Source organism: Pandoraea norimbergensis, assembly GCF_001465545.3.
GTDB lineage: Bacteria > Pseudomonadota > Gammaproteobacteria > Burkholderiales > Burkholderiaceae > Pandoraea > Pandoraea norimbergensis.
Genome location: NZ_CP013480.3, coordinates 1841158 through 1866879 on the forward strand (window position 1 = coordinate 1841158; position 25722 = coordinate 1866879).

At 64.2% G+C, this 25722-nt stretch carries 21 protein-coding genes; 13 read left to right on the forward strand and 8 right to left on the reverse strand.

Annotated elements, in window-relative coordinates; all coding sequences use genetic code 11:
- Positions 1-188: 188 nt before the first annotated feature.
- The 5 genes from prpB (at position 189) to AT302_RS08255 (ending at position 7778) form a co-directional block, all read left to right on the forward strand.
- Positions 189-1079, forward strand: a complete 891-nt coding sequence (prpB, locus tag AT302_RS08235; RefSeq protein ID WP_058378019.1) for a methylisocitrate lyase — start codon at positions 189-191, stop codon at positions 1077-1079.
- Positions 1080-1104: 25 nt separating this feature from the next.
- Entirely contained in the window at positions 1105-2256 is a 1152-nt protein-coding gene (gene prpC, locus AT302_RS08240) for a bifunctional 2-methylcitrate synthase/citrate synthase (protein ID WP_058378020.1), read from the forward strand.
- A 62-nt stretch (positions 2257-2318) separates the two neighbouring features.
- Positions 2319-4931, forward strand: a complete 2613-nt coding sequence (gene acnD / locus AT302_RS08245; protein ID WP_174554624.1) for a Fe/S-dependent 2-methylisocitrate dehydratase AcnD — start codon at positions 2319-2321, stop codon at positions 4929-4931.
- 28 nt (positions 4932-4959) lie between these two features.
- A complete protein-coding gene (gene prpF / locus AT302_RS08250; protein WP_058378022.1) occupies positions 4960-6153 on the forward strand; it encodes a 2-methylaconitate cis-trans isomerase PrpF in 1194 nt (397 codons plus the stop codon).
- 176 nt (positions 6154-6329) lie between these two features.
- Positions 6330-7778 (forward strand): bifunctional 2-methylcitrate dehydratase/aconitate hydratase, encoded by a 1449-nt coding sequence (locus AT302_RS08255; RefSeq protein WP_058378023.1) that lies wholly within the window; start codon positions 6330-6332, stop codon positions 7776-7778.
- 14 nt (positions 7779-7792) lie between these two features.
- Here the strand turns inward: AT302_RS08255 and AT302_RS08260 are convergent, their stop codons facing one another.
- On the reverse strand, positions 7793-8974 hold the full coding sequence (locus AT302_RS08260) for an MFS transporter (RefSeq protein WP_058378024.1): 1182 nt from the start codon (positions 8972-8974) through the stop codon (positions 7793-7795).
- Positions 8975-9177: 203 nt separating this feature from the next.
- Here AT302_RS08260 and AT302_RS08265 point away from each other — a divergent pair, with 203 nt between their 5' ends.
- Together AT302_RS08265 and AT302_RS08270 are read left to right on the forward strand one after the other, a co-directional pair.
- On the forward strand, positions 9178-10107 hold the full coding sequence (locus AT302_RS08265; RefSeq protein ID WP_058378025.1) for a LysR family transcriptional regulator: 930 nt from the start codon (positions 9178-9180) through the stop codon (positions 10105-10107).
- Between the two features lie 43 nt (positions 10108-10150).
- Positions 10151-10537: a VOC family protein gene (locus AT302_RS08270; protein ID WP_058378026.1), complete on the forward strand. Its 387-nt coding sequence runs from the start codon at positions 10151-10153 to the stop codon at positions 10535-10537.
- Between the two features lie 14 nt (positions 10538-10551).
- Here the strand turns inward: AT302_RS08270 and AT302_RS08275 are convergent, their stop codons facing one another.
- Entirely contained in the window at positions 10552-11703 is a 1152-nt protein-coding gene (locus AT302_RS08275) for a glycerate kinase (protein WP_058378027.1), read from the reverse strand.
- 582 nt (positions 11704-12285) lie between these two features.
- Between AT302_RS08275 and AT302_RS08280 the strand changes: the two genes are divergently transcribed.
- From AT302_RS08280 to glpK, 4 genes are all read left to right on the forward strand, one after another.
- Positions 12286-12807: a hypothetical protein gene (locus tag AT302_RS08280; RefSeq protein WP_058378028.1), complete on the forward strand. Its 522-nt coding sequence runs from the start codon at positions 12286-12288 to the stop codon at positions 12805-12807.
- 98 nt (positions 12808-12905) lie between these two features.
- Positions 12906-13754 carry a DeoR/GlpR family DNA-binding transcription regulator gene (locus AT302_RS08285; protein ID WP_407668832.1) on the forward strand — a complete coding sequence of 283 codons (849 nt, stop codon included), beginning with the start codon at positions 12906-12908 and terminating at the stop codon, positions 13752-13754.
- Positions 13755-13966: 212 nt separating this feature from the next.
- Entirely contained in the window at positions 13967-15517 is a 1551-nt protein-coding gene (gene glpD / locus AT302_RS08290) for a glycerol-3-phosphate dehydrogenase (RefSeq protein ID WP_058378029.1), read from the forward strand.
- Positions 15518-15620: 103 nt separating this feature from the next.
- A complete protein-coding gene (gene glpK, locus AT302_RS08295; RefSeq protein ID WP_058378030.1) occupies positions 15621-17120 on the forward strand; it encodes a glycerol kinase GlpK in 1500 nt (499 codons plus the stop codon).
- A gap of 839 nt (positions 17121-17959) precedes the next feature.
- Here glpK and AT302_RS08300 read toward each other — a convergent pair.
- Together AT302_RS08300 and AT302_RS08305 are read right to left on the reverse strand one after the other, a co-directional pair.
- Positions 17960-18664 carry a fumarylacetoacetate hydrolase family protein gene (locus tag AT302_RS08300; protein ID WP_058378031.1) on the reverse strand — a complete coding sequence of 235 codons (705 nt, stop codon included), beginning with the start codon at positions 18662-18664 and terminating at the stop codon, positions 17960-17962.
- A 56-nt stretch (positions 18665-18720) separates the two neighbouring features.
- Complete coding sequence (locus tag AT302_RS08305) at positions 18721-19140, reverse strand: VOC family protein (protein WP_058378032.1); 420 nt, start codon at positions 19138-19140, stop codon at positions 18721-18723.
- 180 nt (positions 19141-19320) lie between these two features.
- On the opposite strand from AT302_RS08305, the gene AT302_RS08310 reads away from it, so the two are divergent.
- Entirely contained in the window at positions 19321-20283 is a 963-nt protein-coding gene (locus AT302_RS08310; protein WP_058378033.1) for a LysR family transcriptional regulator, read from the forward strand.
- A 15-nt stretch (positions 20284-20298) separates the two neighbouring features.
- Here AT302_RS08310 and AT302_RS08315 read toward each other — a convergent pair whose 3' ends face one another.
- Genes AT302_RS08315 through AT302_RS08330 form a run of 4 tightly spaced genes read right to left on the reverse strand, consistent with a single transcriptional unit; the run spans position 20299 to position 24887 of the window.
- Positions 20299-21825, reverse strand: a complete 1527-nt coding sequence (locus AT302_RS08315) for an efflux transporter outer membrane subunit (RefSeq protein ID WP_084656098.1) — start codon at positions 21823-21825, stop codon at positions 20299-20301.
- A 7-nt stretch (positions 21826-21832) separates the two neighbouring features.
- Entirely contained in the window at positions 21833-22975 is a 1143-nt protein-coding gene (locus AT302_RS08320) for an ABC transporter permease (RefSeq protein WP_058378035.1), read from the reverse strand.
- Positions 22972-23934 carry an ABC transporter ATP-binding protein gene (locus AT302_RS08325; protein WP_058378036.1) on the reverse strand — a complete coding sequence of 321 codons (963 nt, stop codon included), beginning with the start codon at positions 23932-23934 and terminating at the stop codon, positions 22972-22974. Before AT302_RS08325 ends, AT302_RS08320 begins: the two co-directional genes overlap by 4 nt.
- A complete protein-coding gene (locus AT302_RS08330; protein WP_058378037.1) occupies positions 23931-24887 on the reverse strand; it encodes an HlyD family secretion protein in 957 nt (318 codons plus the stop codon). Before AT302_RS08330 ends, AT302_RS08325 begins: the two co-directional genes overlap by 4 nt.
- Before the next feature lie 253 nt (positions 24888-25140).
- Here AT302_RS08330 and folE point away from each other — a divergent pair, with 253 nt between their 5' ends.
- Positions 25141-25707, forward strand: coding sequence for a GTP cyclohydrolase I FolE (folE, locus tag AT302_RS08335; RefSeq protein WP_058378038.1), 567 nt, complete (start codon positions 25141-25143; stop codon positions 25705-25707).
- Positions 25708-25722 lie beyond the last annotated feature (15 nt).

A 25722-nucleotide genomic window follows, 5' to 3' on the forward strand; every position in this document is an offset into this window, starting at 1 on the left:
CCGCTGCTAAATGAATGTGTTAGCGGCGTCGTGAGAATCGCCGCCGCGATGAGGGCTGCCCGCTGGCACGCCCATTGCTATCTACAAGCCGCTACTTAAGAAATATCCACCGCTTCAAGCGGAAACCGCACGTATCAACGCACACTCACCGCGCCTGCGATCGGGCGCAACACGACCGAGGGACTCAAGTGACGCATACCATTCGTTCGGCCGGCGCCGCCTTCCGCGAGGCCGTCAAGACCGAGCAACCGTTGCAGGTTGTCGGCGCGATCAACGCCAATCACGCCTTGCTGGCGAAAGCCGCGGGCTTCAAGGCGATCTATCTGTCAGGCGGCGGTGTCGCTGCCGGCTCACTGGGCTTGCCCGATCTGGGAATCTCCACGCTCGACGACGTGCTCACCGACGTGCGCCGCATCACCGACGTGTGCGATCTGCCGCTGTTGGTCGATGTCGACACCGGTTTCGGCCCGTCGGCGTTCAACATCGCGCGCACCGTGCAATCGCTGATCAAGTTCGGCGCGGGCGCGATGCACATTGAAGATCAGGTCGGCGCCAAGCGTTGCGGCCACCGTCCCGGCAAAGCGATCGTGACCCAGCAGGAAATGGTCGACCGTATCAAGGCCGCCGTCGATGCCCGCACGGATGAGAACTTCGTGATCATGGCGCGCACCGATGCACTGGCCGTCGAAGGCTTGCAAGCCGCGATCGATCGCGCCTGCGCGTGCGTCGAAGCCGGTGCCGACATGATCTTCCCCGAAGCCATGACCGAACTGCCGATGTACCGCCAGTTCTCCGATGCCGTGAAGGTGCCGGTGCTGGCGAATATCACCGAATTCGGCTCGACGCCGCTCTTCACCGTCGAAGAACTCAAGAGCGCGCAAGTCGGTCTGGTGCTGTACCCGTTGTCGGCGTTCCGCGCCATGAATAAGGCGGCGCAGAACGTGTATCACACGATTCGTCGCGACGGCACGCAAAAGGCCGTACTCGACACGATGCAAACGCGCGCCGAGCTCTACGAGAGCATCGGCTACCACGCTTACGAACAGAAGCTCGACGCCCTGTTCGCACAACAGAAATAACCGAATCCCTGATCTGGAGGAAAGCATGAGCGAGACGACTGCAACCGGTTTCAAGCCCAAGAAGTCCGTGGCCCTGTCGGGCGTGACTGCCGGTAATACCGCGCTGTGTACGGTGGGCCGTTCGGGTAACGATCTGCACTACCGTGGCTACGACATTCTGGATCTGGCCCAGACCTCGGAATTCGAAGAAATCGCCTACCTGCTGGTCTACGGCAAGCTGCCGACGGTGGCAGAGCTCAAAGGCTACAAGGCCAAGTTGAAGTCGCTGCGCGGGCTGCCCGCGGCGGTCAAGACGGCGCTCGAAGCGGTGCCCGCTGCGGCGCACCCGATGGACGTGATGCGCACTGGCGTGTCGGTGCTCGGCACGGTGCTGCCGGAGAAAGACGATCACAACATTCCAGGCGCACGCGACATCGCCGACCGCCTGATGGCCAGCTTCGGTTCGATGCTGCTGTACTGGTTCCACTTCAGCCAGAACGGCGTGCGCATCGACGTGGAAACCGACGACGACAGCATCGGCGGCCACTTCCTGCACCTGCTGCATGGTGAGAAGCCGTCCGACCTGTGGGTTCGCGCGATGCACACCTCGCTGATTCTCTACGCCGAGCACGAGTTCAACGCGTCGACGTTTACGGCGCGCGTGATTGCCGGCACGGGGTCGGACATCCATTCGGCGATCACCGGTGCTATCGGCGCACTGCGTGGCCCGAAGCACGGCGGCGCCAACGAAGTGGCGTTCGAGATTCAGAAGCGCTACGACTCGCCGGATGAGGCAGAAGCCGACATTCGCGCCCGCGTGGAAAACAAGGAAGTGATCATCGGCTTCGGTCATCCGGTCTACACCGTGAGCGATCCGCGCAACAAGGTGATCAAGGAAGTCGCGCACGAGCTGTCGAAGGATCAGCAGAACACGAAGATGTACGACATTGCCGAGCGTCTCGAGACGGTGATGTGGGACGTCAAGAAGATGTTCCCGAATCTGGACTGGTTCAGCGCCGTGAGCTACCACATGATGGGCGTGCCCACGGCGATGTTCACGCCGTTGTTCGTGATCGCACGCACGTCGGGCTGGAGCGCGCACATCATCGAGCAGCGCATCGACAACAAGATCATTCGCCCGAGCGCCAACTACACCGGACCGGAAGATCAGAAGTTCGTGCCGATCGAAAAGCGCTGAGCACTGTCCGGCGTAGTGCCGGACTCGCCGGACTTGCCGGACTTATAACTTCCTCACAAATGATGAATACCGACTACCGTAAATCCCTGCCCGGGACGTCGCTCGACTACTTCGACGCCCGGGCCGCCGTCGAGGCGATTGCCCCGGGGGCTTATGACACGCTGCCCTATACCTCGCGTGTGCTTGCGGAAAACCTGGTGCGCCGCTGCGACCCGGCGGCGCTGACCGAGTCGCTTAAACAACTGATCGAGCGACGCCGCGATCTGGATTTTCCGTGGTTCCCCGCGCGTGTGGTCTGTCACGACATTCTCGGCCAGACGGCGCTTGTCGATCTCGCAGGCCTGCGCGATGCCATCGCGGCGCAAGGCGGCGACCCGGCGTTGGTCAACCCCGTCGTGCCGACGCAACTCGTGGTCGATCACTCGCTGGCAGTGGAGTGCGGCGGGTTCGATCCGGATGCGTTCGCGAAGAACCGTGCCATTGAAGACCGTCGCAACGAAGACCGTTTCGACTTCATCAACTGGACCAAGAAGGCGTTCAAGAACGTCGACGTGATTCCGCCCGGCAACGGCATCCTGCACCAGATCAATCTGGAGCGCATGAGCCCGGTCGTTCAGGTGAGTCAGGGTGTGGCGTATCCCGACACGCTGGTGGGCACGGACTCGCATACCCCGATGGTCGACGCGCTGGGCGTGATCGCCATCGGTGTTGGCGGCCTCGAAGCCGAGAGCGTGATGCTGGGCCGCGCGTCGTGGATGCGCCTGCCGGATATCGTCGGTGTGGAACTGACGGGCAAGCCGCAGCCGGGCATTACGGCCACCGACATCGTGCTCGCGCTGACCGAGTTCCTGCGCAAGTCGAAGGTGGTGTCGGCGTATCTGGAGTTCTACGGTGAGGGCGCGGCCAACCTGACGCTGGGCGACCGCGCAACCATTTCGAACATGGCGCCCGAGTTCGGCGCCACGGCGGCGATGTTCTACATCGACGCGCAAACCATCAAGTACCTGAAGCTCACGGGCCGCGACGACGCACTGGTCGAACTGGTCGAGACCTATGCCAAGCAGACTGGCCTCTGGGCAGACACGCTGACCACTGCGCAGTACGAGCGCGTGCTGACGTTCGATCTGTCGAGCGTCGTGCGCAACATCGCCGGGCCGTCGAACCCACACAAACGTGTGCCGACGAGCGAGCTGGCCGAGCGCGGCATCAGCGGCAAGGTCGAGAACGAGCCGGGCCTGATGCCCGACGGCGCCGTCATCATCGCCGCCATCACCAGCTGCACAAACACCAACAACCCGCGCAACATGATTGCGGCCGGCTTGTTCGCGCGCAACGCCAACCGCGCAGGCCTCGCGCGCAAGCCGTGGGTAAAGAGCTCGCTCGCGCCCGGTTCGAAAGCCGTCACGTTGTATCTGGAAGCCGCTGGTCTGCTGCCGGAACTGGAGCAACTCGGCTTCGGCGTGGTCGCCTATGCCTGCACGTCGTGCAACGGCATGTCGGGTGCGCTCGATCCGGTGATTCAGAAAGAGATCATCGAGCGCGATCTGTACGCCACGGCCGTGCTGTCGGGCAACCGCAACTTCGACGGCCGCATTCACCCGTATGCCAAACAGGCGTTCCTCGCATCGCCGCCGCTCGTCGTGGCTTATGCGATTGCGGGCACGATCCGTTTCGATATCGAGAAGGATGTGCTCGGTGTCGATGGCAACGGCCGCCCGGTGAAGTTGGCCGACCTGTGGCCGAGCGACGAAGAGATCGACGCCATCATTGCGACGAGCGTGAAGCCGGAGCAGTTCCGCCGTGTGTACGAGCCGATGTTCGCGGCATCGGTCGATAACGGTGAGCGTGCCGACCCGTTGTACGACTGGCGCGAGATGAGCACGTACATTCGCCGTCCGCCGTATTGGGAAGGCGCACTGGCGGGTGAGCGCTCGCTCAAGGGCATGCGTGCACTGGCCGTGTTGGGCGACAACATCACCACCGATCACCTCTCGCCGTCGAACGCCATCATGGCCGATAGCGCAGCGGGCGAGTATCTGACGAAGATGGGTCTGCCGGAAGAAGACTTCAACTCGTACGCGACGCACCGTGGCGACCACCTGACGGCACAACGTGCGACCTTCGCCAACCCGACGCTCAAGAACGAGATGGTCGTGGTCGACGGGCATGTCAAGGCGGGCTCGCTCGCGCGCATCGAGCCGGAAGGCAAGGTCACGCGCATGTGGGAAGCCATCGAGACGTACATGGCGCGCAAGCAGCCGTTGATCGTGATTGCCGGGGCCGACTACGGTCAGGGCTCGTCGCGCGACTGGGCGGCCAAGGGCGTGCGTCTGGCGGGCACCGAGGCGATTGTGGCCGAAGGCTTCGAGCGCATTCACCGCACCAATCTGGTCGGTATGGGCGTGCTGCCGCTGGAATTCAAGCCGGGCACCGATCGCAAGACGCTGGGTATCGACGGCACGGAAACGTTTGACGTCATTGGCGAGCGCACGCCGCGCGCCGATCTCACGCTGGTGATTCATCGCCACAAGAACGGCCGTGACGAACGCGTGGAAGTACCGGTGACCTGCCGTCTGGATACCGCCGAAGAAGTCTCGATCTATGAAGCGGGCGGCGTGCTGCAACGCTTTGCGCAGGACTTTCTGGAATCGTCGCAAGCGGGCGCTTCGGCCTGAATCAAGCGAAGCACCGAGGAGAAACGAGATGGCGCATCAGCCGCAAATCCGCATTCCCGCCACGTATATGCGTGGCGGTACCAGCAAGGGTGTGTTCTTCCGCCTGCAAGACTTGCCCGCCGCGGCGCAAGTACCGGGCGCCGCGCGCGACGCGTTGCTCATGCGTGTGATCGGCAGCCCCGATCCGTATGGCAAGCAGATCGACGGCATGGGCGGGGCCACGTCGAGCACCAGCAAGACGGTGATTATCGCGAAGAGCGAGCGGCCCGGTCACGATGTGGACTACCTGTTCGGGCAGGTGTCGATCGATCAGCAGTTTGTCGACTGGAGCGGCAACTGCGGCAATCTGTCGGCCGCCGTGGGGCCGTTCGCCATCAGCGCCGGGCTGATCGATGCGTCGCGCGTGCCGCACGATGGCGTAGCTGTCGTGCGCATCTGGCAGGCAAACATCGGCAAGACGATCGTGGCGCACGTGCCGATGACGGCCGGTGCGGTGCAGGAGACGGGCGACTTCGAACTCGACGGCGTGACGTTCCCGGCCGCCGAAGTGCAACTCGAATTCCTCGACCCGGCCGCGGAAGAAGAGGGTGACGGCGGCGGCGCGATGTTCCCGACGGGGCATCTCATCGACGATCTCGAAGTGCCGGGTGTCGGTACCTTCAAGGCCACGATGATCAACGCGGGTATCCCGACGATTTTCCTCAATGCCGAGGACATCGGTTACCGGGGCACCGAGTTGCAGGACGCGATCAACAGCGACCCGAAGGCGCTCGCCATGTTCGAGACGATTCGCGCCCATGGGGCGATTCGCATGGGCCTGATCAAAGACGTGTCGGAGGCGGCCAAGCGTCAGCACACGCCGAAGGTGGCGTTCGTGGCAAAGCCGGCCGATTACACGGCGTCGAGCGGCAAGGCGGTGAAAGCGGGTGACGTCGATCTGCTGGTGCGCGCGTTGTCGATGGGCAAGCTGCACCACGCGATGATGGGCACAGCGGCCGTGTGCATCGGCGCGGCAGCGGCGATTCCCGGCACGCTGGTCAACCTCGCGGCAGGTGGCGGCGAGCGCAACGCGGTGCGGTTCGGGCATCCGTCCGGCACGCTGCGCGTGGGCGCTGAGGCAGGCCAGGTCGACGGCGAGTGGACGGTCACCAAGGCGATCATGAGCCGCAGCGCACGCGTGCTGATGGAGGGCTGGGTTCGGATTCCGGGCGACGCGTTCTGAGGGCAGTGCCACGACGGTAGCGGGTTTCGGCGGCTGGCAAGCGTTGCGCTTGTCAGCCGCTTATCATTGGGAATCACGAAACGCCGCTGCGGAGGTTTCAGTGCCGGGCGGTGTTGATCAAACGTCACACGAGCCACACGAGCCACACGAGCCACACGAGCCACAGGAGGCAGCCGATGTCCGCTGGCATTTCGAATGTGCGTCCCGCGCCCGACAAGGTACTCACCGACATTGTCGACTACGTCCTCACCTACGAGATCCGCAGCGATCTCGCCTTCGACACCGCTCGCAACTGCCTGATCGACACGCTGGGCTGCGGCTTCGAAGCGCTCTCGTATCCCGCCTGTACCAAGTTGCTCGGGCCAATCGTGCCGGGCACGGTGGTGCCGAATGGCGCGAAGGTGCCGGGCACGCCTTATCAACTCGACCCGGTACAGGCCGCGTTCAGTCTGGGCGCGATGATCCGGTGGCTCGACTTCAACGACACATGGCTGGCTGCGGAATGGGGGCACCCGTCCGACAATCTCGGCGGCATTCTCATGACTGCCGACTGGCTTTCGCGCACGGCCGTCGCCGAAGGCGGCAACCCGCTGACGATGCGTCATGTGCTCGCGGCGATGATCAAGGCGCATGAAATTCAGGGCTGTCTGGCGCTTGAGAATTCCTTCAATCAGGTCGGGCTTGACCACGTGGTGCTGGTGAAAGTGGCGTCGACGGCGGTGGTCGGCGAGATGCTCGGCCTTACGCGTGACGACTTGATCAATGCGTTGTCGCTGGCGTTTGTCGACGGCCAGAGTCTGCGCACCTACCGGCACGCGCCGAACACCGGCAGCCGCAAGTCGTGGGCGGCGGGCGATGCCACGAGTCGCGCAGTGCGTCTTGCGTTAATGGCGCGCGCGGGTGAAATGGGCTACCCGTCGGTGTTGACGGCGAAAACGTGGGGCTTCTACGACGTGCTGTTCAAGGGCAAGCCGTTTGCATTTCAGCGGCCCTATGGGTCGTACGTGATGGAGAACGTGCTATTCAAAATCGCTTTCCCGGCAGAGTTCCACGCGCAGACGGCGGCCGAGGCGGCGATGACGCTGTACCGGCAGTTGCAGGACGCAGGGCGTAACGCGGCAGATATTCAGTCGGTGACCATCCGCACGCATGCGGCGGCGATCCGGATCATCGACAAGCAGGGGCCATTGGCGAATCCGGCCGATCGCGATCACTGCATTCAATACATGGTGGCGGTGCCGCTGTTGTTCGGCCGGCTTACGGCAAACGATTACGAAGACGTCGTGGCTGCCGATCCGCGCATCGATGCCCTGCGCGCCAAAATGGTTTGCGTGGAAGAGCCACAATTCACGCGCGACTATCACGACCCGGACAAGCGCTCGATTGCGAATGGGCTGACGGTGACGTTCAACGACGGCACCACGCTGGCCGAAGTGCTCGTCGAATATCCGATCGGCCACAAGCGTCGTCGCGACGAAGGCATTCCGCTACTGGTGGAGAAATTCAAGACGAACCTCGCGCGCCGATTTGCGGCGCGTGCACAGGCTCGCATTCTTGACGTGGCGCTGGATCAACAGCGGCTCGAAGCGATGCCTGTGCACAAGTTTGTGGATCTGATGGTGTGAGGTAGCGAATCAACTCATTCCGCGCTCGCCCCGGCCTGTGCCGTGCGGCGCGGGGTGCCGAGCCAGTGAATGGCCAGTGCCGTCACTCCCAGCGCGATACCGAACCAGACGATGCCGGACCAGCCGTAACGCGTCATCAACCAGCCGCTGAGCGTGGCGCCGATTGCACCGCCAAAGAACGTGGCTGTCATGTAGAGACTGTTGATACGGCCTTGTGCCTTCGGGTCCACGGCGAACGCGCGCGTCTGATTCGACACCAAGCCCGCTTGCACGCCAATGTCGAGTACCACCACGCCGATCACCAGCAAGGCAAGCGACGTCTGCGCGCCGCCCAGCAACACATACGCCAGCGTCACGATGCCGATACTGGCGGCGATCACGCCACGTGGCCCGATCTTGTCGGTCGCCCGCCCGCCAAACGAGGCGGCGAATGCACCGGCCGCGCCAATGATGCCGAAGCCACCCGCCCATGCGCTGCCAAGGTGCCACGGGCCGTCGGCAAGCAAGGCTGCCAGATTCACCCAGAAGGCATTGAAGCAGGCCCACAGCAGCGCCTGAATCATCATCGATTCGCGAATCGGCCGGTTGTCGCGCATCAGCGGCCAGAGCGACGCCAGCAACTTGCTGTACGACAGGTTCGTACTCGGCACCCCCTTCGGCAGCAGTGAGGCCGCCGCGATGAAGACCGGAATCATGAACGCCGCTTCGAGCGCATACACCGCTCGCCAGCCGTACGCTTCACCGACCGCGCCTGCAATCGTGCGGCCAAGCAGAATGCCGACCATGATGCCGCTCACCACAGTGCCGACCGAACGTCCGCGCTGGCTCGGCGGCGACATCACGGCGGCGAACGGCACGAGTTGTTGCGGCACGCAACTCACAATGCCCAGACCGAACGACGCAGCAATCAGTGCCCAGATGCCCGGTGCGACGGCAGCCGTCGCGGCAAACACGAAGGCGAGGGCGATCTGCGTCAGTACGAGTTTGCGGCGATCGTAACGGTCGCCGAGCGGCAGTAGCAGCGCGAGCCCCGTCGAGAAGCCGAGCAGCGCCGCAGCGGCGACCAGATCGACCGTGGTCAGATCGACGCCCAGATTCTTGGCGATCAGCGGCAGAATCGGCTGCGTGCAATAAATGTTGGTGACGACGGCACCTGCGATGATCGCCATCATGACGATCTTGCCGCGCGACGCCATTTCGGGCGCGGGATGCGGTGGTGTCGGGAGTGTAGGTTCGCGCACGATGGGCTCCTGAAGTATCGATGGATGGGTTCCGGCGTCGACGCACTTCCTGCTGTCGTTGCACGCCCGAAACCCTTAGCCGCAACAGTACGCGCTTGCATCCAGAGAGAGAATCCATCAGGATCGGGAATCATCTTTCCAAAATTTGGTAGGGTTCCATGAACCGGCTAGAGTCGATGTCCATCCTGATTGCCGTGGTCGATGCGGGCAGCCTGTCGGCGGCGGCGCGCCGGCTCGACATGCCATTGGCGACCGTCAGCCGCAAGGTGGGGGAGCTGGAAGCGCATTTGAAAACGCGGCTGTTGCATCGCACGACGCGCCAGTTGTCGCTGACGGAAGCGGGCGCTTCTTATGTCGCCGCCTGCCGCCGGATTCTTGAAGACCTCGGTGAGGCCGAGCGCGCTGCGACCGGGGAATACGCGACGCCGAAGGGGGAGTTGGTGGTGACCGCGCCGGTCGTTTTCGGGCGCTTGCATGTATTGCCGGTACTGGCCGAGTTTCTCGCGCAATATCCGGAGATCGATGTGAGTCTGGTGCTGACCGACCGCGTCGTGCATCTGATGGACGAGCACACCGATGTCGCGCTGCGCATCGGCGAGTTGCCCGACAGCTCGCTGGTGGCGGCGGGCATCGGCACGGTGCGCCGGGTGATCTGCGCGAGTCCGGCTTATTTGACGAACCACGGCACACCCACAAAGCCGCGTGAACTCGCGGGCCATGCGTGCATCACATTCGAAGTGCTGGCATCACGGCGCGCGTGGGTGTTCGGCGCGGGCAAAGGTGAGCAGTCGATTCCGATTCACTCGCGTCTGGCGGTCAACACGGCGGAGGCGGCCATCTCGGCGGCAGTGCTAGGCGTCGGGCTCGTGCGGGTGCTGTCCTATCAGGTGGCGCAGGCATTGCAGGACGATGCACTGCGCGTGGTACTGGACGATTTTGAATCGGCACCGCTACCGGTCAGCCTTGTCCACAAGGGGCAGACCCCGCTGCCGCTCAAGCTGCGCGCATTTCTCGATTTTGTGACGCCGCGTCTTCGTGCGCGCATTGCCCCTCGTATTACCGCTCGTATCGCCCCTGTTACGCGATGACGTTGCCATGCCAGCAAATTTCTGACTGACAAGGAGCTTTCGGATGATCGATCACATGGAAGTGATGGTTAGCGATTTCGCGACGAGCCGCGCGTTCTATCGTGACGCACTGGCAGCCATTGGCTATTCGCTGATTGCCGAGAAGTCGGCGCAGATGACGGGTAACACCGATATCGCGGGGTATGGCGAGAACGGCCACCCCGATTTCTGGATCAGTCGCGGCACACCGAACCGGCCCGCGTTGCACGTGGCCTTTCGTGTGCCGGCGCGGCGTATCGTCGATGCCTTCCATCGGGCGGCCGTCGCGGCAGGGGGCACCGATAACGGTGGCCCCGGTCTGCGCGAGCGTTACGGTCCCAACTACTACGCTGCCTTTGTGATCGACCCGGACGGGCACAACATCGAAGCCGTCTGCTACGCGCCCGACTGAGCGCGTCGCCAGACTTAGCCCTTGTGCGTATAGCGCAAGCGAGCCATCTGCTCGGCGCTGTCGGTCAGCAGACCGGCGGCATCGGCAATCGCCTTTTCCAGCGTGGTCGGCCCGAAGGTCAGCGAGAAGCATCCCGAGAACACACGTGAGAGGCTCTCCAGTGCGGTGCGGTCGATGGCGCCCGAGAGCAACGATGCGGTGGCACCGGCCTTGATCGCAACTTGCGCGGCGATCATCGGCGTTTTGCCCGAGAGCGTCTGACCGTCGCTGCGGCCTTCGCCGGTGATCAGCCAATCGGCACCTTCCACGGCTTGCGGCAGGCCCACACGTTCGGCGACCACTTCGGCACCTGAGCGGAACTGCGCGCCCAGCAGATGCAGCGCAAAGCCCAGACCACCGGCGGCACCGGCACCGGCACGGCTCGCCGCCTCATTGGCGCTGAACGCGCGGTGTGCGTGAGCGGCGAAATGCGCAATCGCACGGTCGAGCGGTTCGACTTGCGACTCGCTCACGCCTTTCTGCGGTCCGAAAATCGCCGTCGCACCCTGCGATCCGTTCAGCGGGTTATTCACGTCGGACATGGCGATCAGTTCGCAGTCCTTCAGACGGCCATCGAGTCCGTTCAGATCGATCGACGCCACACGGTGCAGCGCGGCCGGCACAGGCGGCACCGCTTCACCGGCTTCGTCGAGCAGACGGGCACCGAGGCCGACCAGCAAGCCCGCGCCACCGTCATTGGTGCTGCTGCCGCCCAGACCGATCAACACGCGACGTGCGCCGGTGTCGAGCAGCGCACGCAACAGTTCACCCAGCCCCACGGTCGAGCGCTCGGCCACGGGCGTTTGCATGCCCACCGGATCGGTGATGCTCACGACATTCGCACTCTCGAGCACGCCGGTGCCGTCGGGCATGACGCCGTACTCGGCGGTGACCGATGCCTGACCGGCACCGCGCACCGACAGCGGCACGCGACGCCCGCCCGCGGAGAGCAGCGCTTCGAGCGTGCCTTCGCCGCCGTCGGCCATCGGTCGCAAGCGGATCTCGGCCTGCGGTAGCACGCGGGCAATGCCGGCCGCGATCGCGCGCGCAACTTCGGGCGCGCTCAGCGAACCTTTGAACGAATCGGGGGCGATGACGATGATCGGGGCTTGCGCATTGCTGGACATGGCAATCGGGATGGTCGGAATAGGTTGGACAGAGTCACTCACTGGTGCCGCAGCGCTTGGTCTGAGCGTGGCCCGCCAAGGCGTCCGCTTGTGGCGGACCGACCGGCCGGACGGTTTGTCCGGAGACCGGCGAGGCAGACTCTCACGTGCTGGATCTTGCGTTTTCTCAGGGATTTGTCAGCCCCGAGGCGGCGCGGCGCAGTGTGACAGAAACCAGCAATATACGCGATTCGGGCCACCGCGCATTGCGCGAATTGCCATGCTATGAATAACACGAGTAAGATGAGCGCCAGCCGGCGGTGCGTCGTCCTATGCGTCACATTGCCGACGATTCCGGACGTGCACGTACACGTACCGGGCATTCCAAAGCAGTATCAAAGCAGTATCAAAGCGGTACCGAAGTTAATTCAACGAACATAACGGCGCGAGCCACGGCCCGTCACGGATGCTCAGCATCACGTGAGCGTCGGCCATCGGCGCCGAGACCAGATACGAAGCTGTCGCCACGCCCGCCCTCGGTTTTGCCTGTATTTGCAGGCCCGGCGCAACGTGTGCGGTGGCATGGCCAGCGTGGAGCGGGGCATGAAGTGGGGCACTGAAACCAATACCGGCGCGACGCTCGTCGCGCCTCGTCGCGGGGTGCGCGCGTCAGGGCGGGGTGCTCTGGCAGTGGGCTCGGCGTGGCTCGCGGCAGCACTGCTCGCCGCTTGCGCGCAGACTGCACCGGTGCAGGCGCACGACGATCCGCCCTTGGGCAGCGTCGCCGACGTTGCACCGGAAAATGTAAAAGTCGAGACGTTACCGGCCTATCGCGACACCATTGCCGACGCCAGAAACAACGGTGCCGTCTGGCAAGGGTCGTCCAAGAAGACCCTCACGCGGGTGAGTGCCTGCACGGCCAAGCTCTGGAAGAAGCAGTTGCCTTACGCGCGCATCGACCGCACGAAGGCCGGCACCGGGCAGACGCTGCAACTGTCGTCGAAAGACGAGGGCGTACTCGCCATCCTCGATCTTGCACCGCACAAACCCGGCAGCGAAGGCTCGCTGTATCTGGGCTCGACCGGCTCGCAATCGCTGGCCGACGCCGTGCGGCAGTGCCTCTGATTCTCGGCGCGCCTGCCAAACGTCTTGTATCTGTCACTGTGGTGTCACAGTACTGCGCGGTATGATGGCGGCAAACGTGCACCCGCTCCGGGTGCACGATGGCTTTCTCTTCGCGCGTGCCGATGTCTCCTACCGAATCCGTCGATGTTTCCGATGTTGCGACCGTCGCGCAGGACGCCGGACAGGCGTCGCTGAACCCGCGCCAGCAGTCGCTCTTCGATGCCGTGCGCCGCGACGGCTTTCTCACGGTCGACGAACTCGCCGTACGCTTTGACGTTACGCCGCAGACGATCCGGCGCGATATCAACTTTCTGGCCGAACTGAAGTGGGTGCGCCGCTACCACGGCGGCGTGGGTCTGCCGGGCGGTGCCGAGAACGACGCCTACGATGCGCGTCAAACCCAACTGGCCGACGAAAAGCATCGCATCGCCGCACGCCTTGCCGAGCAGATTCCCGACCACGCCTCACTGTTTATCAATCTGGGGACCACCACGGAAGCCGTGGCGCGTGCATTGTCACGCCATCGCGGGCTGCGCGTGATTACCAACAACCTGCACGTCGCTGCGATGATGAGCGGCTATCCCGATGCCGAAGTCATCATCGCCGGCGGCGTGGTGCGCGCTCGCGATCAGGGGGTGACGGGGGAAGCGACGCTCGACTTCATTCGCCAGTTCAAAGTCGACTTCGGCATCATCGGCATCTCGGCCATCGATGCCGACGGCACGCTGCGCGACTTCGATTACCGGGAAGTGCGCGTCGCCGAAGCCATCATCGCGCACTCGCGCACGGTGTTTCTCGCCGCCGATCACAGCAAGTTTGGCCGTCCCGCGCTGGTGCGGCTCGGCCATCTGTCGCAGATCGACGCACTGTTCACTGACCGCGCCGTGCCTCCCGCGATGGCGCAGGTGATCGCCGACGCGGGCACACAGATCCACGTCGCCGATTGAGGGCGATGGGATTCAACGACAGTGTCTGACGGCCCCGCAAAGTCAAATATGCGCGAAATCCAACAAGTCCACCGTGGAATGTGCGATTTCGAACGTCTTGAGGCGTCATATGTTAAAATTCGAATGTCAATGTTCGAAAACGAACATTTTGCGATCCCCCAGTCAACTTGACGCCAATCCCCCGGAGTGACGACGTGCAACCATCCGCCCAAATGCCAACGGACCCAACGCTAGCCCCCTATGACCTGTTGGTCGTGGGCGGTGGCATCAACGGCGCCGGGATTGCACGCGACGCGGCCGGTCGCGGCCTGCGCGTGATGCTCGTCGAGCAGGACGATCTGGCGTCGCATACGTCCTCAGCCAGTACCAAGCTCATTCATGGCGGGCTGCGCTATCTGGAGTACTACGAGTTCGGGCTGGTGCGTAAAGCGTTGCAGGAGCGCGAAGTGCTGCTGCGCGCCGCACCGCACATCATGTGGCCGCTGCGCTTCGTGATGCCGCATATGCCGAACCTGCGTCCGGCGTGGCTGATTCGCGCGGGGTTGTTCCTTTACGATCATCTGGCCCGGCGTGAAATTTTGCCGGGCTCGCGCGGTATCGACCTGCGTCAGCATGCGGCCGGTGCGCCGTTGCGCCGCGATATCACGCGTGGCTTCGTCTATTCCGATGGCTGGGTGCAGGACGCGCGGCTGGTCGTGCTCAACGCACAAGATGCCGCCGAGCGTGGCGCGACGGTGCTCACGCGCACGCGTCTGGTAGGCGCCGAGCGCGGCGAGCATATGTGGACGGCCGAGGTGGCGTCGCTGACGACCGATGGCACGGAGACGTCGCGTCAGACGGTGCGTGCGCGCGCCATCGTGAATGCCGCCGGTCCGTGGGTGGGTCACTTGCTCGGTGATGTGCTGCGCCAGCCCGCGACGCATAGCGTGCGCATGGTCAAGGGCAGCCACATCGTCACACGCAAGTTGTTCGATCACGACCACGCCTATATCTTCCAGAACCCTGACAAGCGCATCATCTTCGCGATTCCGTACGAGCGCGATTTCACGCTGATCGGGACGACCGATATCGAATACCACGGCGACCCCGCCAAGGTGGCGATCAACGACGACGAGATCGCATATCTGTGCAAATCGGCCAGCGATTACTTCACGAAACCGGTTGTGCCGACCGACGTGGTGTGGACTTACGCAGGCGTGCGTCCGCTGCTCGAAGAGGAAGTGTCGAATCCGTCGGCCGTCACGCGCGACTACACGCTTGAGCTGGACGCACCGGCCACGCGTGCGCCGCTGCTGTCGGTGTTCGGCGGCAAAATCACGACTTACCGTCGCCTCGCAGAAGAAGCGCTGTCGCGATTGCACGCCCCGTTGGGCATCAAGCAGGGCGACTGGACCGCTGGCGCACCGCTGCCGGGCGGCGACATGCCCGAGCCCGATGCGGGGGCGTTCGAGGTGTCGTTGCGCGCGCAGGTGCCGTGGCTGCCGGAAGCCCTTGCGCATCGCTACGCCCGCACGTACGGCACGCGCACGCATGTGCTGCTGGCCGATGCCCGGTCGCTCGACGATCTTGGCGAGCGCGTGTGCGGCGATCTCTTCGAGGCCGAGTTGCGCTACCTTGTGCAATACGAGTGGGCGCGCACGGCACAAGACGTCCTCTGGCGCCGCACCAAACTGGGCCTGCACGTCGGCAAAGACGGCGAAGCCAGCGTCGTGCGTTGGTTCGAACGCCAAACGGAAAACGCGCCGGCGCTGGCGACCCGCTGAAGTCGATTAGAACGATAGGATTGCCCCCGCGCCTTGCTTTACTGCGCGGGCGGCAAGCCAACCTACCGCCGCACCGGCGGGCTGTATTCAGGAGACGACCTACATGTCAGGACCCTATATCCTCGCGTTCGATCAGGGCACGACCAGTTCGCGTGCGTTGTTGTTCGATCGCGACGGGCATGTCGTGGCCACGGCGCAAAAGGAATTCCGTCAGATCTATCCGCATCCGGGCTGGGTCGAACACGACCCGCGCGAAATCTGGTCGACCCAAGCCGGTGTGGTTGCCGAAGCGCTGACGCATGCCGGTGTTGGCGGCGTCGACATCGCGGCCATCGGCATCACCAACCAGCGCGAGACGACCATCGTCTGGGATCGCCGCACGGGCGAGCCGGTGTACAACGCCATCGTGTGGCAAGACCGCCGCACGGCCGACTTCTGCGAGCGGCTGCGTGCCGACGGTGCGCAAGATATGGTCGCGAGCCGCACGGGCCTGCGCATCGATGCGTACTTCTCCGGCAGCAAGATTCGCTGGATTCTCGATAACGTCGCCGGTGCACGCGAGGCCGCCGAAGCCGGGCATCTGGCGTTCGGCACAGTCGATAGCTGGCTCGTCTGGCATCTGACCGGCGGCAAGCTGCACGTGACCGACGTGTCCAACGCGTCGCGCACCATGCTCTTCAACATTCATCGTCTCGAATGGGACGACGAGTTGCTCGCGCTGCTCGGCGTGCCACGCCAGATGCTGCCCGAGGTGCGCTCGTCGAGCGAGGTGTACGGCCATACCACCACGTCGCTGCTCTCGAAGCCGGTGCCGATTGCGGGCATCGCAGGCGATCAGCAGGCGGCACTGTTCGGGCAGATGTGCCTGCGCCCGGGCATGGTGAAGAACACTTATGGCACCGGCTGCTTCATGGTGATGAACACCGGCGACAAGCCGCAGGCATCGAGTCACAACTTGCTGACGACGGTGGCGTGGAAGATCGGGGAGCGTGTCGACTATGCGCTCGAAGGCAGCATCTTCATCGGCGGCGCCGTCGTGCAATGGCTGCGCGACGGGCTGGGCATCATTCGTCACTCACGCGACGTCGAGGCGCTGGCGACCAGCGTGCCCGATGCCGATGGTGTCGTGCTCGTGCCCGCGTTTGCCGGGCTTGGCGCGCCGCACTGGCAGCCGCATGCGCGCGGCACGCTGTTCGGCGCCACGCGTGGCACGACGGCGGCGCACGTTGCGCGGGCGGCGCTCGACAGCATTGCGTTCCAGACACTCGACGTGTTGCGCGCGATGGAAGCGGACGCGGGGCTGCATGTCGCCGAGTTGCGCGTCGACGGCGGGGCGGCGGCCAACGATCTGCTGATGCAATGGCAGGCCGACCTGCTGGGGGCCGACGTCGTGCGCCCGAACGTGATCGAGACAACCGCCGCCGGGGCCGCCTACCTCGCGGGGCTTGCGGTAGGCTTCTGGCCGGATATCGATACGCTGCAACGCCAATGGCAGTTGCAACGGCGCTTCTCGCGCAAGCTTTCGGAAGAGGACGTGAGTCGCGCCGTCAAAGGCTGGCAGCGCGCGGTGAGGGCGGCAAAGGTGTGGGCAGAGGAAGGCTGAATTTCAGCCCCGCTCCCCACATCAACGCATCGCCCGTCCGGGGGCGACTTGGCGGCGATCGCCGGCCGCTTCGTGACGGCGATGCCGCCAACTGGCGCAACGCTCGCGCGGATGACTGCGGGCTGATTTGGCCGGGCTCGCGGGGGCGAGCGACCGGGCACAGGGACTGAGGGCGCAAGGCCCGGTTCGGCGCATCTGCATGATCCCCTCCCCGACAGTTACCGTCGCATGTCGCGACCCATCTCACACTGGTTCACTGGTGCAATCCGCCCGCGTCCGGGGCGCTCCCGGCGAGGGTGCGGCGTCGGGCGTGCCGGGGCCATGTGGCGTGCATGGCGATGTTCCCGAAGCATGAAACCCTGGCGAAGAGACTTCTCCGGAGGCGGACGGCTTGCCCCCTTCACGATGCGAGAAGCGTGCCATCTGCTGCAACTCTATGAATCTATAGAGGAATTTACCGATCGAAACGGGGTATCCCGACGGGTTCGGTGAAAAACGTTTCAGGAATGAAAGATAAGTACGGCAGCGGCGGGGGGACTTGAGCCGGAGGTGGTATCCGGGTGCTGCGACAGGGCGCGCGTCACGATTGTTCGTGCCAGTGACGGCAAATTAGGCAATGCACTTGACACCCAATGCCGACGGGCATTTGCGCCGACACATGCATAGTTATGCAAAGGGTTATCAACAGTAGTTGTGGATATCCTTGGCGCAATGATCCGCAGGCGAAAGCCGCCCCCGGATCATTGGCGACACGCTCAATACGCGGGGCCGCCAATCGGGGGCGTGCCCCCGGTGTAACAGCCCTGCATTGATGTGACGTGATGCGACGTGATGTGAGCTCAGGCGGCCGGTTTCTTGCCGACGGTGAAGGTGATCTCGCCCACCCCCGCGACGCCTGCGGTGACCTTGTCGCCCGGTTCGAGCGGACCGACACCGGCGGGGGTGCCGGTGAAGATCAGGTCGCCTGCCACCAGCTTCACGCTGCGCGAGATTTCGGCGATGAGATCGGGCACCGACCAGATCAGCTCATTCAGATCGCCGACCTGACGGTTGTCACCGTTCACGTCGAGCCACACACGGCCGTCCTTGGGATGACCCACTTCGGCCACGGCATGCAGCGGGCCGCACGGCGCCGAGGCGTCGAACGCCTTGCCCCAGTCCCACGGACGGCGCGTGTCCTTTGCCTGCTGTTGCAGATCGCGACGCGTCAGGTCGACACCCACGCCATACCCCCACACGAGCGAGAGGGCCTGCGAAGCGTCCACGTTCTCGCCGTCGGCGCCAATGGCCACGACCAGCTCGATCTCATGGTGCAGCTCGCTGGTGAGCGGCGGGTAGGGCAGCGTGCCCTCGGCAGCCACCACGGCATCGGCGGGCTTCATGAAGAAGAACGGCGGTTCGCGATCCGGGTTGCTGCCCATCTCACGCGCGTGCGCGGCGTAGTTACGGCCCACGCAGAACACGCGGCGCACGGGGAACCGGGCATCGCTGCCGGCAACTGCAACCGACGCCTGCGGCGCCGGCGAAATGACGAATTGGCTCATGAGAAAACTCGTGGCGTTATGAAAACTTCGGAAACTCTGGAAATGGTCCCCGCGGATTACTTGGCAAACACCTGCGACAGATCGGCAAACGCCTTGAACTCCAGCGCGTTGCCGGCCGGGTCGTAGAAGAACAGCGTGGCTTGCTCGCCCACTTGCCCGGCAAAGCGCACATGCGGTTCGATCACGAAACGGGTGCCTGCCGCGCGCAGACGCTCGGCGAGCGCATGCCACGCGGGCATGTCAAGGATAACGCCGAAATGCGGAACCGGAACTTCATCGCCGTCGACCGGGTTGGTGATGCGCTTGCCGGCTTCATCCGGCGAGAGGTGTGCGACCAGTTGATGGCCGAAGAAATCGAAATCGATCCAGTGATCCGAGCTGCGGCCTTCGGGGCAGCCCATCACGCCGCCGTAGAAGCGGCGGGCGGCTTCGAGGTTATCGACGGGGAAGGCGAGGTGGAACAGGGGCGTGGCCATAAAGGTCTCCGGTGCAATGTGGGGTTGAACGGCGCTTCGGCGGCGGGGTGTGGAAAAGGCGGCGCCGTGCGTCGAAATCGGCCCGCCAGACGGCGCAGCCTATTTGCGGTAAATTCTATCCATCGATAAAAATAATAAGAAACGAATAATTCGACGACTCAGCATCAAAAATTTCGATTCATGATCCGATACCTCAAAACCTTTGTCACGGCAGCCGAAACCGCCTCGTTCTCGGCGGCGGGGGCGCGTCTCGGTTTGACGCAGTCCGCCGTGAGCGCGCAGATCCAGCGGCTGGAGGACGATCTTGGTGTCCTGCTCTTCGAGCGCACGGGACGCGCGGTGTCGCTCTCCGACGACGGTCGGCGTTTGCTCGCGCAGGCGCAGGGTGTCGTGTCGGCCTATCAGTCGATGCGCGGGGAAGCCGGGGCGCAGGGCGCGCAGGCGGCGCTGGCACCCATCCATATCGGCGCCATTCTGACCGTGCAACTGGGGCTGTTGCCCGGCGCGATTCAACGCTGGTCGGCGGGGGCATCCAGATTGGCCGGGGCCTCGACGAGCGCTGGGTCACCGGCGTCATTGGCACCGGCATTGCCGCATCTGAACATCGTGCCCGGCATGTCGGTGCAGTTGCTCGCGCAGATCGACGCGCGCGAACTCGATCTGGCCGTGATGATCCGCCCGCGCATCGGCGTGCCGGCCGACATGAAGTGGATCACGCTGATGCACGAGCCGTATGTCGCCATCGCGCCCAAGGGCACGCGTGGCACTGTGGCCGACTGGGCGGTGGCGCTGCCGTTCGTGCGCTACAACCGGCGCTCGTACGGCGGCGATCTGGTCGAGCGATATCTGCGCCGCCATCGGCTGTGGGTGCGCGAGGGCGTTGAGCTGGATGAACCCGAAGTCATCTTGCGCATGGTGCGCGCGCGGCTTGGCTGGGCGATGGTGCCCGCGACGTTGATCGGCTTGCCGGGCGACGGCGTGGCCACAGGAAAGACGGCCGCGGCCGGTGTGCAGGTCTTGCCGCTAAGCGGCGTGCCGCTGACCCGCGAGCTGGGGGTGCTGGCGCGTCAGTCAGCGCTCAAGCGCGAACCGGTGGCAGCGCTGGTGAAATGCCTGACCGACGAGGCGCAGTCGCGCGGATAAGCGGGCGTCGACGCGTCACTTCTGATCTGGCGTGGCCGCTGCACTCGTTGCGTTCGCTGCATCTGTCACACCACCGCCCAACGCCTGCCAGAGCGCCGCAGTGTCTGCCAGTCGTGCGCCTTGTGATTCAAGTTGGGCGCGTGTGGCATCCAGCGCCTGACGTTGTGCGTCGAGCAACGAGAGATGACTGATGCCGCCAACGCGATAGCGATCGGCGGCGATTCGGTAAGCCGTCTCGGTGCGCTTCGCAGCGTCGGCCCTTGCGGAGAGCGTATTCGCATCGGCTTCAAGCGCGCGCATCGCATCGGCCACTTGGGCAAGACCGAGCAGCACCGTGTCCTGATACGACGCCAGTGCCGCGTCGTAGGCGGCCACGGCCGAGCGTCGCTGTGCACGCAATTCCCCGCCCCGAAAGATCGGCTGCAACAGGTTCATGCCGATACTCCAGATATTGATGCCATCGCCGAGATCGGCCATGCGCATGCGCTGCGTGCCGAAGCTGCCCGAGAGCGTGAACTGCGGATACAGGTTGGCCGTGGCCACGCCCACGTCGGCGCTCGCCTTGTGCAACATCGCTTCGGCGGCGCGAATATCGGGGCGTCGCTGCGCGAGCGTCGAGGGTATTGCTACCGGTACGGTCTGCGGCAAACGCAACGAAGTGAGATCAATGGCAGGCGACGTGAAGGCACCCGGCGGCTTGCCGAGCCATCGCGCCAGTTGGTGATCGTATTGCGCAATCTGCAAGCGCAGCGGCGGCAATTGCGCCTGCGACTGCGCGACGAGCGCGGCCTGATTCTGCACGTCGAGCACGGCAACGCCGCCTGCGCGCTGGCGCGCCTGTGTGATGTCGAGTTGCGCCTGTTGCGAGCTCAACATGCCTTCCAGCGCCGAAAGCTGGGCGCGCAGCGTGGCTTGGCGCAGTGCCGCCGTCACGACATTGCCCGCCAACGTCAGCCGTGCCGCTTCAAGCTCGAAGCGCTGGTAGTCGACTTGCGCAGCCAGACCTTCAAGCGCCCGGCGCGTGCCACCGAACACGTCGAGCGTGTACGAGATATCGATGCTCGCGTTGTAGAGCGTGAACGGCCCCGGGTTCGGCACGCCGGTGATGCCCATCGATTGCAGATCGACCTGTTCACGCGTGGCCGAGAGCTTGAGGTCCGCCGACGGCAGCAGCCGTGCACCCGACTGCCCACGAAAATCCTCCTGCGCCTGACGCAACTTGGCCTCGGCCTGCTTCAGCGTGGGACTGTCGGCAAACGCCTGCGCCACGAGGGCATCGAGCGTAGGCGAACCGAAGCGGGTCCACCAGTCGAGCGGCACGTTCGCATCGGGCGTGAAGGTCTGCGCCTCGCCCTGCCTGCTGTCGGCACTTGCCGTCGTCAGCGGGGCAGCGCCGGTCGTGTACTGCGTGGCATCGGGCGGCGTGGGCGTCCTGAAGTCGGGGCCAACGGCGCAGGCGCTCAGCAACACGGCGCCTGCCAGCATGGTGGCAGCGGTACGGGGTTGAATTCGGCTAAATGGGCTCACTCGAATTATGCGCATGGTGGCCTCAGTCGAGCGTGCGTTTGTAGAACTTCACGGCCACGGTCATCAGCACGGCGGAGAAGACCAGCAGCGGCCACAGATCGTGCCAAGCGTCGCCCCAGCCGTTGCCTTTGAGCAGAATGCCGCGAATCAGCCGGTTGAAGTACGTGAGGGGCAGCACGTTGCCGATGGCTTGCGCCCACTCAGGCATGCCCCGAAACGGGAACATGAAACCCGACAGCAGCATGTTCGGCAAGAAGTAGAAGACCGTGAGTTGCATCGCCTGCAACTGGTTCTGTGCGAACGACGACACCGTGATGCCAACGGTAAGATTCGCCGCGATGAACACCAGCGCCGACAGATAGATCGCGATCACGCTGCCCACGAACGGTACGTGAAACACGAACCGTGCGGCGAGCAGGATGATGGTTGCCTGAATCAGGCCGATGGCGATGTACGGCACGATCTTGCCCAGCATCACTTCGATGGGCAGCACGGGCGTAGCGAGCAGGTTCTCCATGGTGCCGCGCTCGCGTTCGCGCACGATGGCGAGGCCGGTCATCATCGCGAGCGTCATGGTCAGAATGACGCCCATGAGCCCGGGAATGATGTTGTATTGCGTGATGCCCTCGGCGTTATAGAGCCGGTGCACTTGCACGTCGAACGCGCTCTGACCGCCCGCGAGCGAGGCAAGCCCGCCTGTCAGGTCCTTTTGTGCAACCGACTGCGCAATCGCCGGCAGGGCACCGAGTGCCGAGGCCATGGCCATCGGGTCGGTGGCGTCGGCTTCCACGAGTAGCGCAGGGCGCTCACCGCGCAGCAGACGACGTGTGAAATCGGCGGGAATGTTCACCACGAACTGCACCCGTCCCTGCGCGAGCGCGGTACGCCCGGCTTCTTCGCTGTCGAGCGTTTCGGTAAAACGGAAGTATTCGGAATGCTCCATCGCGGCCACGAAGCTCCGCGTGAATTCACTGTTGTCGTGAATCAGCGCAGCGGTGGGCATGTGCTTCGGATCGGTATTGATCGCAAAGCCGAAGAGTGTGAGTTGCACGAGCGGCACGCCGATGATCATGGCGAACGTCACCCGGTCGCGCCGCAGTTGCAAAAACTCCTTGCACACGATGCTCCACCAGCGCGAGAGCGAGAACCCGAACGTCGCGTTCATGCGTCGTCTCCGAAGTTGTCTTTCGCGTGGCTCATCAGATAGATAAACACGTCTTCGAGGCTGGTGTCGATGGGCGTGACCGTGAGGCCCTTGGCGCCAGCCTGCGCGCGCAGCGTTTTCTCCAGTGCGGCAGCATCCTGACCGCTGACGTGCAAAGCGCTGCCGAACGCGACGGTTTGCGCTACACCCGGTTGTTCGCGCAGCTCGCGCGCCAGATCGACAAGGTTGTCGCCGTGCACGGTCCACGTGGACAGATGCTGGCTTTCGATGACCTCGGCCGCCGTGCCTTGCGCGAGCAACTCCCCGTACGAGATGTAGGCGAGCTTGTGGCAGCGCTCGGCCTCATCCATGTAATGCGTGCTCACGAGGACTGAGATGCCTTTCGCGGCCAACTCGTGCAGTTCTTCCCAGAAGTCGCGCCGGGCGGTCGGGTCGACCCCGGCGGTCGGTTCGTCGAGCAGCAATACGCGCGGTTCGTGCAACATGCACGCGGCCAGCGCGAGCCGTTGTTTCCAGCCGCCGGAGAGCGAGCCGGTGAGTTGTTTCGCGCGGCCTTTCAAGCCCAGATTCTCGATGGCGCGGTCGACGGCTTCACGGCGATTCGGCATGCCGTACACGCGGGCGACGAAATCGAGATTCTCGCGAATCGTCAGGTCTTCCCAGTAAGAGAAGCGCTGCGTCATGTAGCCGACTTCGCGCTTGATCTGCGCACTCTCGCGCACGATGTCGTAGCCCAGACAGGTGCCGCTGCCCGAGTCGGGCGTGAGCAACCCGCACATCATGCGGATACACGTGGTCTTGCCACTGCCGTTCGGGCCGAGAAAGCCGAAGATTTCGCCGCGCCGCACTTGCAGCGAAACGTCCTTGACGACGTGTTTGTCGCCGAAATGCTTGTTCAGGCCATTCACATCGATGGCGAGCGAATCGTCACGCGCGTGCGGTGCCGGGGCGGCGCTCATGGCCGGCTCACCTGCACCGGCTGCCCCGGGTTGAGCTTGATCGCGTCTGCCGGCGCCGGATGCGCCTCGACCATGTACACGAGCTTGTCGCGCGTATCGTTGCTGTAGATCACGGGCGGTGTGTATTCCGCTTCGCTGGCGACATACGTGATGCGGGCGTCGACACCGGCACCGCACCCGTCACAGGCGATATGCACGGCCTGGCCGGCCTGCAAACTGCCCAGTGCCGACTCGGGGACGAAGAAGCGCACCTTGATGTTCTGCGGCGGCAGCAGGCGCACGACGGGGCTGCCTGCATTCACCCATTCGCCGACGCGGTACATCGTGTCGTACACGCGCCCGGCAGCCGTGGCCACGGGGTGCTTCTGCGCGAGTTGCCAGTCGGCCTGCGCGAGCGATGCACGCGCCACGTCGACCTGTGCCGCTTGCGCCTGACGTTGCGCCTCGCGTCCGGGCAGCCGTGCTACGGCGAGACTGCTTTGCAACTCCTGCACGTGGGCCACGCTGCTGCGGGCATCGGCGCGGCTCGCGTCGAGTTGTTCACGTGAGATGCCACCGGCGGCGTACTGCGCCTGATCGCGGTCGAATTGCGCGACCGCCTTATCGCGCGTGGCGATGGCTTGCGTGATCTGCGCCTGTGAGACGGCAATTTCGTCGGGGCGCTTGCCGGTGTAGAGGTCACGCAACTGGGCTTGCGCACTCGCGAGCGTTTCGCGTGCGTGGGCCTGTGCGGCCAGTTCATAAGTGGATTCGAGATCGAAGAGCCCGTCACCGGCCTTGACCTGCTGGCCGCGTGCGACCGAGAGTTTCTGCAACGTGCCGGCTTGCGACGAGGCCACGTTGACGAACTCGCCTTCGGCATAGCCCTGCCACGGCTTGGTGCCGTTATCGCCGCACCCGGTGAGCGCCAGCAGGGCGGCCAGTGCGGCAACGGTCATCACGTTGGTGCTCATGGGGGTCTCTCCCGGCATGATGCGTCTCGTGTCTCTGGTCGCGCGTCCCGGACCAGGCGGTTGTCCGCTGCCACCTTAGCGCAAAAGCGCGTGCTGCCGCAATTCGGGCAAGCGGGGCTGTGCGTCGAGACCGAAGGGCTGTCCATGCGCGGGCCGGGACTCTCTGCTATTGTGCGCACATATCCGGTAGCGCACGGGGGCGCGTGCCGTCAGGGCGCAGCGTGCCGGACCTCATGCAAGGAGCTTGATTTTTATGTCTCACGACACGTTCGACGAAAACGACTGGAAGCGATTCCTCAAACATCTCGGCGAAGACCCGGACCGCCCCGGCCTGCACGAAACGCCTGCCCGCGTGAGCAAGGCATGGCGTCAATGGACGTCCGGCTATGGGCAAGACCCGGCCGAAGTCCTCAAGGTCTTTGAAGACGGCGCAGAGCAATACAACGAATTGATCGTCGTGCGCGGTATTCCTGTCTATAGCCATTGCGAACACCACCTCGCGCCATTCTTCGGCAAGGCGACCATCGGCTATTTGCCGAACGGCAAGATCGTGGGGCTCTCGAAGCTCACGCGACTGGTCGATTGCTTTGCGCGCCGCTTGCAGGTGCAGGAGCGTCTGACCGTGCAGATCGCCGATGCGTTGATGACGCACCTGCAACCGAAGGCGGTCGGCGTGGTGGTGTCGTGCCGCCACATGTGCATGGAAAGCCGTGGCATTCGCACGGCGGGCGAAGAAACGGTGACGTCGTCGATGCTCGGCGAATTGCAGCCGAACCTTGCACTTCGCACGGAATTTCTCGCGCTGGCACGCGACAAGTAACGCGACTCACAAAGT